The following is a 13581-nucleotide window of genomic DNA, read 5'->3' on the forward strand; positions in this document are numbered from 1 at the left end:
CATAGAAAAGCAGCCTGCACTTGGTTAAACAAAAGTGCAGGCTGCTTTTGGGGTTACACAACCACTTCTTCTTTTTCTTCTTGCGATTTCATCACGTTGTTGCGATTTAAGCCAAACATCAACAACAGCGGACTTGCCACTAGCACCGAAGAATAAATACCAAACACAATGCCAATCGTCAAAGCGGTGGCAAAGCCGTGCAATGCTGCACCGCCAAACACCAGCATAGACACCACCATCGCTTCGGTTGAGCCGTGCGTGATAACGGTACGCCCCATTGTCGCGGTAATCGCGTTGTCGATGAGTTCTGGTACGGTTTTGTTACGCATGCTGCCTTTTAGGAAGTTTTCGCGAATACGGTCAAACACCACTACCGATTCGTTTACCGAGTAGCCCAACACTGCCAACACGCCAGCCAACACGGTCAGCGAAAATTCCCAGCGGAAAAAGGCAAAACAGCCCAAAATAATCACAATATCGTGTAAGTTGGCAATAATCGCCGACACGGCAAATCGCCATTCAAAGCGCATCGCTAAGTAAGCAATAATGCCGATAATCACCATGCCCAGCGCGATTAAACCGTTGCTGACCAATTCATCGCCCACCGCAGGACCAATAAATTCCACTTGGCGCAGGCTGACATCGCTGCTTTCTTTTTTGAGCTGCTCCATCACTTGATTGGACAATTGGGCAGACGACACATCGGCTTTGTTCGGCAAACGAATCATGATGTGTTTATTTGTTCCCAAGGCTTGCACTTGTACTTCGCCCAGTTGCAGCGTTTCTAGGCTGTGGCGCACTTTGTTCAAGTCCGCACCTTGTTGCGATGCGTATTCCACTTCCATAAGTGTGCCGCCTGTGAACTCAACCGACAGATTTAAGCCACGTGTAAACAAAAACACCACCGCCAAAATAAAGGTTGCCAGCGAAATAAACGTGGTGAGCTTGCCATAGCTCATAAACGGAATATCGCGTTTAAAATGAAATAGTTCCATGTTTTACTCCTTGGCAGCCTGCACATCGTCTGCGTCCACTACCGCAGCGTAGCGCACACCAATAGACAAATGTTTGAGTTTGCGGCGGCTGCCATACCATAAGTTCACCAAGGCGCGAGACACAACTACCGATGAATAAATCGACGTGATAATGCCCAAGCAATGCACAATCGCGAAACCGCGCACCGGCCCTGAACCAAAAATCAACAAGGCAATACCTGCAATCAACGAAGTTAAGTTGGAATCCACAATCGTATCCCAAGCGTGGTCATAACCTTCTTTAATCGCGGCTTGCGGTTTTTTGCCGTCGCGCAATTCTTCACGGATACGTTCGTTAATCAACACGTTCGAGTCAATCGCCATACCCAAAGTCAATGCCATTGCGGCGATACCTGGCAGCGTGAGCGTGGCTTGTAGCGCAGACAAAATCGCAAACAAAAACAGCAAGTTTGCCGACAATGCCACTGTTGAAAACACGCCAAACAAGCGGTAGTAAAACATCATAAACACGGCAACGGCAGCAAAACCCCATACGGTTGAATTGATGCCTTTGGTGATGTTTTCTGCACCCAAAGATGGGCCAATGGTGCGTTCTTCTACAATTTCCATGGGCGCGGCAAGCGAACCTGCACGAAGCAGCAAAGCAACGTCATTGGCTTCGGCTGGCGATGCCATGCCCGTGATTTGCACTCGTCCGCCTGTAATCGCATCGTTGATGCGTGGCGCGGTAACGACTTCGGATTTGCCTTGGTCAATCAACACCATTGCCATGATTTTGCCTTTGTTAGCGGTGGTTAAATCGGCAAAAATGCTCGTGCCTGCACCGTCTAGTGACAAGTTTACGGTTGGGCGACCCGTTTTGTCTTCAAAACCAGCCTGCGCCGAATTGATGTTGTCGCCTGTCAGCTCCACTTGTTTGCTAACCAAAAAGCGATTTTGTTCGTTGTTGCTGAGCAATTCGTAGCCGTCTGGCACATTGCCCGATTGCGCTTGACCAAACAAGCTGGCATCGGTGCTGACCATGCGAACTTCCAGCGTTGCCGTGCGACCAATAATGTCTTTGGCTTTGGCGGTGTCGGTCATACCTGGCAGTTGCACCACAATGCGGTCTGCGCCTGCTTGTTGGATAACAGGTTCGGCTGTACCCAATTCGTTGACGCGATTGTGCAAGGTGTTGATGTTTTGTTTAACCGCGTCGTTGCGGATTTGGGTGAGTAAGGCTTCGGGCAGGGTTACGGTTACGTTGTTGCCATCCACCGCCACTTGTGCGCCTTCCATCAATTTTTGCAATTCGGGATAGGCTTTTTGCACATCGGCTGCATCTTGGAATGGCACAACCAAGCTATTGCCTGTTTTGCGAACCGTGCCTGTGCGGATTTTTTGCTGACGCAAGGTGCGGCGAATGTCGCCAGCGTAGCGGTCTAGCGTTTTATCCAGCGCGGCTTTCATATCGACTTGCATCGTGAAATGCACGCCACCACGCAAATCCAAGCCCAAGAACATCGGACGTGCGCCAATTTTTTCTAGCCATTCTGGGCTGTTGGCGATTTGGTTTTGCGCGACAATGTAGCCTTCGCCCAATGCGGCATCAATCGCATCGCGGGCGGAAATTTTGTTGGCATCGGACACGCGCACTTTTAAGCTGCCGCCTGCAATAAACATACCATCGTGTTGGATATTGGCTTTTTGCAAGGCTTCGCTTACGCGTTTTTCGGTTTCTTCGTTAATCACAATGGATTGACGGTTGGTGGAAATTTGAATCGCTGGGGTGACGCCGTATAAATTGGGCAAGGTGTACACAATCGCCAAGGCAATCGTGAACACAATCAGCATGTATTTCCAGAGTGGATAACGGTTCATAAATCAAACCTTTGTTGGGTTGCAATTTAATGTGCAGGCTGCTTTTTAAATAGTCAAAAAGCAGCCTGCACTTTTATCAAAAGGATTACTCCGCAGATGATGATGCTGCCGCTTCGGGTGCATTGGGTTCGTTGGCTTTGGCAGCAATCGCATTGCGTTCTACTTCCACATTCAAGCCTTTGCTCAATTCAATCGTGAAAATATTTTCGCCTGCTTTGACTACGCGACCATAAAAGCCCGACATCAACAATACGCGATCGCCTTTTTTGAGCTGGCTAATCATGGCTTGACGTTCTTTTTCGCGCTTTTGTTGCGGGCGAATCATCACAAAATACATCACACCAAAAATCGCAATCCACGGCAAAATGCTAACCAATGCCGAAGGTTGTTGTGCGGCTGCATCGGCAGCGTGTGCAAATTCAATCATAGATTTTCCTTGTTATTCCAAAAAATTAAAGGTGCAATTCTAACACAAAAAGCAGCCTGCACGTTTACGCCTGTTCCAAAACATAGCGTGTGACAAAGGTGCGCGATTTGCCTGCATGGAGCGTGATTAAACCCATGCCATTGTTGAACGCATCGGGCGCGCCGCTTAAATTTTCTAGTGCGATAGAAGTGCGCTCGGGCGGAGTATAGGCTTGCAAATAGGGGTAATTGGCATCGGCAAAAATGCTTAATTTGAACGCATTGTTGGATAAAGTGCAGGCTGCTTTTTGCACCGAATCCAGCACAAAACAATTATCCAGCGTGGTGTCGTTTAATGTTGCGCCATTGGTAAAACGGGTGTCGGCGAGCAATTTGCCTGTGGGCAGTAAATCGGCATCAAATTCCAGCATTTGCGTGGTGTTGATGTGCAGCGTCCAATCGTTTACTTTGCCGCCAAGCGTGAAATACGGATGCCAGCCATCTACCAAAGGCATGGCTTGTGTGCCTGTGTTGATGATTTGGGTAGCGATGCTTAAACCGTGTTGATTGAGTTTGTATTGAATTTGAATTTGATAGGCAAACGGAAAGCCGTTTTCGTCTGGCGCAAAATCGGAACGCAACAACGCCCACGCGCTGTCGGCATCGGCATGAGATTGTTCCAGCACAAAATCGGCATCGTACATTAAGCCGTGTATGGCGTGGTTGCCGAGCCTATGTTTGTCGCAGCGATAGTGTTTGCCTGCAAACGAGTATTCGCCATGGCGCAAACGGCAAGCATACGGGCTTAATTTCGCGCCATGAAATCCGTTGATTAAATTGGCGCGGGCATCGTCTGGGCTGGCAAAGGCATCAATCGCGTTGTGCCAAGTGCCGTTGCTTTGTTGGATTGCAAATTGGTTGAGCAAACCGCCGTGCAAATAAATTTCTGCGCGATGCGTTGGGTTTTGCAAAACTAGGCTTTGGGATTGAGTTTGAATGGTGTACATGATGTTTTCCTGTAAACAAAAAAGCAGCCTGCAATTTATCACAAAAAGTGCAGGCTGCTTTTATATTGGATTATTTATTTTTCAACGAATCACGAATTTCACGCAACAACAAAACTTCTTCGCTGGGTTCAGCAGGAGCTTCTTCCACAGGCGCAGGGGCTTTTTTAAGCTGGTTAATTAATTTCACCACCACAAAAATCGCGCTCGCCACAATCAAAAAGCTAATCACGGTGTTGATGAACACGCCCAAATTCAAGGTTACCGCGCCTGCTTCTTTTGCCGCAGCCAAAGTTGCATAGCCTGCTTCGGTGGCATTTGCGCCGTCTTTTAGCGTGATGAACAAGTTGGAAAAATCCACGCCGCCCAGCAGCAAACCAATCGGCGGCATAATCACATCGTCCACCAGCGATTTCACAATCCCCGAAAACGCTGTGCCAACCACCATGCCGACTGCCAAGTCAATCACGTTGCCGCGCATGATGAAATCTTTAAATTCTTGTTTAATAGACATTTGCTTTATCCTTAAAATTTGTGTGTGTTAAATAAAAAAAGAGTTGCGTATCATACGTATATTTTTATTATTTGCCTATCAAAATGGGTAGTTTTTATTTTAATTCGCTATACAATATCGCCTTTCATTCAAAGCAGCCTGCACATTCCATTCCCATGAAAACGCCACCCATAAACACCAAATACATCAACACCATTCCTGTGCTATTGAGCAGCACGGTTGCGTGTCTTATTGCCTATTTTTACCACTGGGAGCAGTATTTTTCGCCGTTGATGCTGGGCATTATTGCAGGCGGCTTGGTGGACTTGGACAACGGTTTAACAGGCAAACTCAAAAACCTGTGGTTCACGTTGATTGCGTTTACCATTTCGTCTTTGTCGGTGCAAATCACGTTTAACTATCCCATTATTTTTACAATCACTTTTACCGCGTTGGCGTTTGTGTTTACGATGTTGGGCGCGGCAGGCAATCGCTATCGCACCATTGCGTTTGGCACGTTAGCAGTGGCGGTTTACACCAGTTTGACGCACGATGTCCACGCACCGCTCTATTTAAACAGCATGTTGATTTTGTGTGGCACGTTGTTGTATAGCGGCGCGACTTTATTGACGCACATTGTGTTTCCGCATCGCCCCGTGCAAGAGAGCATGGCAAACACTTATTTGGCGTTGGCAACCTATTTGGAAGCCAAAGCGGAATTTTTTGACCCAGACGAAGCCGAGCATTTGGAGCAGCAACAAATCACTTTGGCAATGAACAACATGCGCGTGATTGATGCGTTCAATCACACCCGCAGTGCTTTGTTTTATCGTATGCGCGGACAACATCGCCACCCACGCACGGCACGAATGCTGCGTTATTACTTCATCGCCCAAGACATTCACGAGCGCATCAGTTCCAGCCACGTTCATTATCAAGCGTTTGCCGAACAAATGAAGCACAGCGATTTGATTTTTCGTTTACGCCGTTTGCTGCGCTTGCAAGCTAAATCGTGCCGCGAATTTGCAGGCTGCTTGCGTCAAAACACCGATTTTTCGCAAAATCCCAAGCTAGAACGTGCCACGCAAGGCGCAATCGCATCGCTGGAATATTATGCCCAGCACGCCACATCAAGCGAAATCGCGCCCTATCGCGTGCAACGTCTGCTCGACAACATTGCCCACGTCAGCATGCAGTTGGCGCATTTGGGCAACCCAGCCACCGCCGATTTGGAAACCGATAGCGAACAAAGCCGCATTCAATCTGCAGAAAGCAGCGGTTTTAAAGGCGCGTTTCGCAGTTTGCGCCAACAAAGCAGCCTGCACTCGCCCACGTTTCGTCATGCCGTGCGTATGGCGATTATCGTGCTGGCGTGTTGCACCATTGTTCAGCTCATGCATGGCTATCATGTTGAATATGCAGATTTAAGTTTGGGCTATTGGATTTTGCTGACAGCCGTTTTTGTGTGCCAGCCCAACTATTCCGCCACCAAAAAGCGTTTGATACAGCGTATTATCGGCACAGTTGGCGGCGTATTAGTTGGCTCTGCCTTGCCGATTTTAAGCCTAACCATTGAAGCCAAATTGCTTATTGTTGCCCTAACCATTACGCTGTTTTTCTTTTTCCGCACCAATAAGCACAGCTACGCCACTTTTTTTATTACCATTCAAGCACTCATGGCGTTTTCCATTATGGGCATGGACACCACCACCTTTTTTATTCCACGCGCCATCGACACCATTGTCGGCGCGAGCATTGCAGGTGCAGCTGTGTATTTTTTATGGCCAGACTGGAAATACCTATCGCTCGAAAAAACCGCCTCTGCCGCCATTAGCAGCCAAGCAGGCTATTTAACCGCCGTGTTACAAGAATTGCAGCACGGCATCAGCGACAATGTGTTGTATCGCGCAGCACGTCGCCAAAGCCACGACAAAGCCGCTGCCTTATCCAGCACCTTGTCGGATATGTCGAGCGAACCCGATAAACACGCCAATCAGTTGCCCAGCGGATTTCAGTTGCTCAAAATGAATTATTCGCTCATTAGCTACATTTCTGCCTTGGGTGCGTATCGCGACAAAATTCAGCAAAACAGCGAAGCCGAACAGATTTTTTTCGCGTATTTCTACCCAGCTGCCGAACAAATCGCCCACATGCTGCAACACATCAACACATGGCAAGAAAGCGAATTCCAAAACGCATTCAAAACCTTGCAGCAACACATGGAAGACTTGCGCCAACACACCGACCACAGTTCGCAAAGCCAAGTATTGTGGCAACAGCTTATGATGATTAGCGAATTATTGCAGCCGTGTTATAGCAGCCTGCACGCCTTGCACCACATCAACGAAGCCGAAAAAGTGCAGGCTGCTTTTGTTTAATGGTTTTGCCGTCATTCCTGCGTAGGCAGGAATCCAACGTAGTATTTAGGTATAGTGAATTAAATTTAGATTAGGACAAGGCGACAACGACCGCCGTGTACATCTAGTATATAAAGGAGTTGGCAACGCTGTACTAATCTAAATTTAATTCACTATAACAGAAAATAAATGCCAATAACTTAAATAGTTAAATAGATTCCCGCCTGCGCGAGAATGACGACTATTTTGGTATGACAGAACCAAACCACGCAAAAAAAACGCTCCACGTTTATTTCAACGGGAGCGCAAAAGGAACACAAACCACTACCAAAATAAGCTACACAAGCACTTGATTTGCTAGTCAAATCAGTTGTCGTGCAGTTGGTAGAGCGAATAATACAGTTATTGCGAATAATTCGCAAATGATAATTGCTATTATTTTTTGTATTTTTATTTAACTCGCTGTTTTTAAATAAAACAAATATTGCGTTATCGCGCAGCAAATGGTCTATTTTATCTGTTTATATTGATTTCGCATCAACAATTTCGATTTTTATCCCAATTTTTAGATGCAGGCTGCTTGCGTAACGCGTTACAATCGCCCCGTTTTCAATAAAGGAATCTTTATGCCTATTTTTCTACAACGCTTTTTTGCTTGGCTCATCGACCAAGTTTTGTATTTTTTTGTGTCGTTTATCACAGGTGTGCGCCCTAAATTTGAGGGCGACATTGCGTTTTCGCCCGAAAAAAAAGTGTATTTCGCCAACCATGCCAGCCATGGCGATTTTGTCATGGTGTGGATTTCGCTGCCTAAACCGTGGCGCAAATTGGCGCGTCCCGTTGCAGGCGCAGATTATTGGTTAAAAGGCAAAATCCGCCGTTTTGTGATTCAACAAGTATTCAACGGCTTGTTGATTATGCGTAACGGCAACGACCCCAAAGCGATTACCGCGCAAATGACTGCCGCGCTGCAAGAAGGCTCTTCGCTGATTATTTTCCCCGAAGGCACGCGCAACACCGATGATGACGTGGTGCTGCTGCCATTTAAAAGCGGCATTTATCATTTGGCGCGAGAAAACCCTGATGTGCAATTTGTGCCGATTTGGATAGACAACATCAACCGCGTGTTGCCCAAAGGCAAGCTCATTCCTGTGCCGATTATTTGCAGCGTGAACATTGGTCAAGAAATGCAGTTGTTCCCAGGTGAGAGCAAAGACGAATTTTTGCAACGCGCTCGCGATGCGATGCTGGCTCTTGCGCCAGAAGGCAAACGTTTGCCTGCGCCCAAATAAATCAATCAAAAAGAGAAAAATATGAATTCAATTAGTATGTTACCCGTGCAGGCTGGTTTTGTGTTTGTAGGGATTTTTGCAGGTTTGCTGGTGGCGAGTTTGATTGGACAATTCCTGTCGCGCCGCTATGAACATCAACCGCACCCAACCATTAACGAACTCAACGCCCGAATTTCATCGTGGTGGGTGATGACGATTGTGCTGCTGTTTGCCTTTTGGTTTGGGCATATTGGTGCAACGCTGCTGTTTTTAGCGATTTCGTTTGCCGCATTGCGCGAATTTATGACGCTTGCCTATCGCCGTCGCAGCGACCACAACGTGATTGCAGCCTGCTTTTATATTTTGCTGCCGTTGCAATATTATTTTGTGCTGATTAACTGGTATGGCATGTTTGGCGCACTCATTCCCGTGTATGCGTTTTTGATTTTGCCGATTATTGCCAGCCTGTCGGGCGACACCAGCAACTTTATTGAACGCGCCGCCAAAATCCAATGGGGCGCAATGATTAGCATTTTTTGCCTGTCGCACGTCCCTGCGCTGATGATTTTGCCGATTGCAGGCTTTGAAGACCGCAATATTTTGTTGTTGATTTTTATGATTGCCGTGGTGCAAATCAACGATGTTTTCCAATATTTGTTCAGCCGCCTATTAAAAGGCAAACCGATTTTTGCCGATTTATTGTCACACAAAACCCTGCGCGGCAGCATTGTTGCGCTTGTTGGCTCAACTTTGCTGGCAGCGTGTTTGTATCGCATCACGCCGTTTAGCACGGTGCAGGCTGCTTTGATTGGCGCGATTTTGTCGCTGCTGGGCATGAGTGGCAACATTGTGATGGCAGCGATTAAACGTAGCTTTGGCATACAAACATGGTCGCGCCTGATTCGCGGACACGGTGGAATGCTCGACCGCGTGGACAGCATTTGTTTTGCCGCACCTGTGTTTTTTCACATTGTGAATTATTATTGGACGTGAGTTTTTGATGCTTCTTTTTTTTAGCCAACAAGGAAAATTTGATGAAAAAACGAATTTTAACCGCCATACTGTTTGCTACTTTTGTGCAAGCCACTTTTGCCGAAAACACGCCGCAAGAATTGGGCATCATTGCAACATTCAAATACGAACGTTTTCCCACACCATATGGCACGTTTAATGCGTATGCAGAAAAACCGCTAGACAGCCGAGAATATCTAAAACAAATCAACTTTGAACAAACGCTTGCCAAAGCCAAATCGGGCGATGCAACTGCTCAATTTCAAATTGGCAAAATGTATCAACTGGGCATTCAAGTGCCAAAAAATAGCCAACAAGCCTTTGATTGGTAAAGTCAATCCGCCAAACAAGGCAATGCCAATGCTCAAGCCAATTTAGCAGTTTTATATATGGACGGTAATGGCGTATAACAAAACAGCCAAAAAGCGATTGAATTATGGACGCAGGCAAGTCAAACCGTGCCAACTGCGAAATTTATAGTGGATTAAATTTAGATTAGGACAAGGCGACAACGACCGCCGTGTACACGTAGTACATAAGGGAGTTGGCAACGCCGTACTAATCTAAATTTAAATCACTATAATGGGTTCAATTCACAATCAAAAGTGCAGGCTGCTTTTTGCCTATTTCTTATCTTTATTGTCCGCAAACACCTGCAAACACACCTGCAACGGCTCAAACAAATCTTCGGTTATCTGCTGAAATTCGGGCAAGGTGTATGGCGGTTCGGCATCGGGGTCGCGCCCAAACACCAGCTGTACTTCGGGGTAATCTTCCTGCGCCATGCCAAAATAGCCAGCGTGGTATTTGTCTGCCGCTGCGTCTTGCGCTGCCAACCAGTTGGCATCTTTTTTGGTGTACAACGCCATCGCCGCCGCCCAGTTTACTCGCGCAAAATATGGCAACGGTGCTTGCTGCCCTTGCGCGTAATAGGCCAGCCACACGCTCAAAGCAGCCTGCGCTTGCGCTTGCGACATCGGTGGCAAGCTCATTTGCTGTGTCAGGCTCACATAATGCGTTTGCCGTGCCACAGGTTCATGGTCGGGCGTTGCCGCGCAATAAATCAAATGTTGCAGCAACAGTTGCACTTGGTCGGGCGATGTCAATTTGCCGTGCGTGTTGTTATCGCTCAAAAAATCACGCGCCAACAAGATTTGCCCTGCTTCATGGTTGTGCGACAAATCAAAGTGCAGGCTGCCCTGTCCGCAAGCTAATTCGCCCGAACGATGCGGCAAACGCGGACTATTAAGCAAATTGGTATCCAACGCCTTTGCTGCAATTTCATAACTTTTTGCTTCTTGCTTACCCAGTTCGCCTGCTGGCAACAAACTTTGGGCGCGAAGATAAGCCGCCGTGTCATCAAACGATTGATTATGCATTCGCGCCTGCACATAGGCATCGTCCAAACGGCGCGGTTGGTTGGACAAAAATGGCTCTTCGCTTTCGTGGTTGCCTGCAAAATACGAGCTTTGCCAGTTCAAAGTGTGGTGCAGCCAATGGCGAACGGGGTTGCGCCAAAAGCGTAAAAAATCTTTTTGGCGGATAAAAGTGGCTGAGTCGTTGTCTGTGTTGCGCCAATCGACAAAATTTTTGGCTTGATGCGTTTGACCTTGTTGCGCCAAATTCAGCGCGTGGGCAAAGTCGCTGCGCGTGCTGGATAAGTGTGGGTTGTCCTGTTCGGCAGATGCAAAATATCGGCGCGAAAACGCCTGCAAGGGGTGATGCGTAACCCAATGCTGATACAAATCGCTGCTTGGCACATCGCTCAAAGCGGAAATCGTGTCCACCAATTCGCTCAATAGCGTGGACGGTGCGCGTTCGGCATCGCTGCGAATATCGCGCCCAATGTAGGACAAATAAAGCTGTTCGCGTGCCGATAAAATCGCTTCCAAAAACAAATAACGGTCGTCATCACGGCGCGAACGGTCGCCTTTGCGCGGTTGTTTGGCGATTAAGTCAAACGGTGCGGCTTTGGTGTTGCGCGGAAACGTGCCGTCATTCAATCCCAATAAACACAACATCTTAAACGGCAAAGAGCGCATCGGAACCATGCTGCAAAACGTGATGCCACCGCGCAACAAGCCTGCATCGGTTGGTTCGTCCAAGCTACGGCGAATGTGTTGGCAGGCAATGGGGCTGGATAATGGTTCGCTAAATTGGGCGATTTCGGCTTGCTCTTGCCAATCGTCCAAGGCTTTGCGCCACGTTTGCAAGGCGGCTTGTTGCGTGGTGTCGCCATCGCCCAATAAGGTTTGTGTGAACTGTTGCAAGCGTTCGCACCATTGCGCCACGCTGGCTGGTTGTTGCCATTGTTGTTTGGTGTGGGACAGGAATCGCACAAACGCGACAAAATTCGCCAAAATCGGCAAATGGTCGGGGTGGCTGGCGTGTGGTGCGATGTTTTGCCACGTTGCGCCTGATTGTGCAGGCTGCAACCAGCCCAAAACCAAGCGGTCTAGCCCTTGTTGCCATGTAAACAAATTATTGGCATCGCCATATTGGGCGCGTTCGCTGGCATCGCTGCCCCAGCGGATATTGAGTTCGGCAACCGCGCTGTGCAGCAAGGGCAAGTCGGCGCGGTTGATGTGCCATTGTTGCAACACGGGTTCGGTGTTGAGCAATGCCAACACTTGTTCCGCTTCAAAACGGCTGTTGAGCAAATCCAATGCTTGCGCCAAAGCATCAAGTGCAGGCTGCTTGCGCGTGAGTTTGACATCGGCAAGCGAATACGGCAAAGGCGCATCGGAATATTCGCCAAACACGCTGTCAATAAACGGCGCGTATGGCTCAATATTGGGGGTGAGTACGGCAATATCGTGTGGCTGCCAACTTGGGTTTTGCGCCAAAGCAAGCAAAATGCGGTCTTTTAAAATCTGCAATTCGCGCAACGGACTGTGTGCGCTGTGAATGTGCAGGCTGCTATCGGCGTTGAGCTGCACCATCGCTTTTTGTTCGGGCGACAAATCTTGCTGAACGTGGCGGACATAGTATTCGCCCACGTCCAAATTTTGTTGCAACACCGATTCGCGCAAATAAGCATCGTGCTGTGCCAACCAATCGTCATCGTGCGCCTGTTCGGGCAATACTAGCTGCTGGATTTGGTATTGCAAACTGTGCAGTAAATTGGGCGACTTCGCTTGCTCGGCAAATTGCTGATGTGCTTCATCTTGACGCGCTTCGGCAACGCTCAAATCGTTGAAAAAATCGCGCCCTTGTTTGCCCCACGATGCCAGCAATGGGTGTCCTTGCAACGATAAATCCACGTCATCGGTTTGCTGCAAAATTTGTGCAGGTTCAAGCAAATCGCCCCAATACATCGCACTGGGGTTGAGCGCAAAAATATGTACATCGCGCTGTTTGGCGATTTCTTGCAACAGTTGCAAATGCGATGGCGCAAGGGCAGTAATCCCAAACATTAAAATCCGCTCGGGCAGCCTGCGAATTGTTTGATTTGCCAACGAATCCATTAACACGCGCTGCATTTGCGCTCGATGCGGAGCGCGTTGTTCATCGCGCAACAATTCGCGCCAAATTGCCGCTTGCCATTGCTGTTCTTGGGCGCAATCTTCGCGCTGCGACAATTCCGCTACATTTTGTTGATTTGACCACGCTTCAATCCAATCGGGGCGATACATCAAATATTGGTCGAACACATCGGCAAGCTGTCGCGCTAACTGATACGCCGACATTTCGCCCTGCTGCACATAATCGCGCAACATTTCTTGTGCCGATGCCAGTTCGCTGTCTTCCGCAAAATGGCGCGATTGGAATAATTGCAGCAATCGCCATTGCATCACATCGCTAGAAAATGGGCTTAATTTGGGCGCATTGGGCAAGGCTTCGCGCATCAGTTGCCACGCCAGTTGCGCGGGCAATTCAAAGTGCAAATTGGCGGCAATGGGCGAATGCTGCGCCCAATATTGGTTGATGTAGCGGCGCATGCCTTGGCTTTGCACCAAAATGTATTCCGCCTGCAACGGGTGCGACAAAGGCTGCGATTGATGTAGGTTTAACATCATCTGCGCCAAGTTTTCGAGTTGGTTGGATTGATATAGGTGCAGCATAGCGAAGTCTCATAAAAACAAAAGCAGCCTGCATTTTAACCGAAATTAAAGTGCAGGCTGCTTTGCGGATTAAATTCAGGGTAGGGCGCAGCATAAATAGTGGAAAACAAAGTGCAGGCTG

Annotated in this window: 10 protein-coding genes; 4 read left to right on the forward strand and 6 right to left on the reverse strand. The window is 48.1% G+C overall.

Translation table 11 applies throughout. The features are described from left to right. Positions 1-53: 53 nt before the first annotated feature. From secF to mscL, 5 genes are all read right to left on the reverse strand, one after another. Complete coding sequence (gene secF / locus BQ5809_RS01040; RefSeq protein ID WP_003785484.1) at positions 54-995, reverse strand: protein translocase subunit SecF; 942 nt, start codon at positions 993-995, stop codon at positions 54-56. Positions 996-998: 3 nt separating this feature from the next. Continuing rightward, entirely contained in the window at positions 999-2855 is a 1857-nt protein-coding gene (secD, locus tag BQ5809_RS01045) for a protein translocase subunit SecD (protein WP_003785486.1), read from the reverse strand. Between the two features lie 85 nt (positions 2856-2940). Beyond that, positions 2941-3282: a preprotein translocase subunit YajC gene (gene yajC / locus BQ5809_RS01050; RefSeq protein ID WP_003785487.1), complete on the reverse strand. Its 342-nt coding sequence runs from the start codon at positions 3280-3282 to the stop codon at positions 2941-2943. Positions 3283-3346: 64 nt separating this feature from the next. After that, positions 3347-4267, reverse strand: a complete 921-nt coding sequence (locus tag BQ5809_RS01055; protein ID WP_003785488.1) for an aldose 1-epimerase — start codon at positions 4265-4267, stop codon at positions 3347-3349. A 70-nt stretch (positions 4268-4337) separates the two neighbouring features. Then, entirely contained in the window at positions 4338-4778 is a 441-nt protein-coding gene (gene mscL, locus BQ5809_RS01060; RefSeq protein WP_003785489.1) for a large conductance mechanosensitive channel protein MscL, read from the reverse strand. Between the two features lie 155 nt (positions 4779-4933). On the opposite strand from mscL, the gene yccS reads away from it, so the two are divergent. The 4 genes from yccS (at position 4934) to BQ5809_RS01080 (ending at position 9728) form a co-directional block, all read left to right on the forward strand. Beyond that, positions 4934-7135 carry a YccS family putative transporter gene (gene yccS / locus BQ5809_RS01065; RefSeq protein ID WP_032827594.1) on the forward strand — a complete coding sequence of 734 codons (2202 nt, stop codon included), beginning with the start codon at positions 4934-4936 and terminating at the stop codon, positions 7133-7135. Positions 7136-7740: 605 nt separating this feature from the next. Next, a complete protein-coding gene (locus BQ5809_RS01070) occupies positions 7741-8406 on the forward strand; it encodes a lysophospholipid acyltransferase family protein (RefSeq protein ID WP_032133847.1) in 666 nt (221 codons plus the stop codon). Positions 8407-8427: 21 nt separating this feature from the next. Further along, positions 8428-9378 carry a phosphatidate cytidylyltransferase gene (locus BQ5809_RS01075; RefSeq protein ID WP_050792388.1) on the forward strand — a complete coding sequence of 317 codons (951 nt, stop codon included), beginning with the start codon at positions 8428-8430 and terminating at the stop codon, positions 9376-9378. A 41-nt stretch (positions 9379-9419) separates the two neighbouring features. Beyond that, entirely contained in the window at positions 9420-9728 is a 309-nt protein-coding gene (locus BQ5809_RS01080; RefSeq protein ID WP_003785494.1) for an SEL1-like repeat protein, read from the forward strand. A gap of 291 nt (positions 9729-10019) precedes the next feature. Here BQ5809_RS01080 and recC read toward each other — a convergent pair whose 3' ends face one another. Continuing rightward, positions 10020-13460, reverse strand: a complete 3441-nt coding sequence (gene recC, locus BQ5809_RS01085) for an exodeoxyribonuclease V subunit gamma (protein WP_003785495.1) — start codon at positions 13458-13460, stop codon at positions 10020-10022. Positions 13461-13581: the final 121 nt, after the last annotated feature.

This window comes from Kingella kingae ATCC 23330, assembly GCF_900111845.1.
Classification (GTDB): domain Bacteria; phylum Pseudomonadota; class Gammaproteobacteria; order Burkholderiales; family Neisseriaceae; genus Kingella; species Kingella kingae.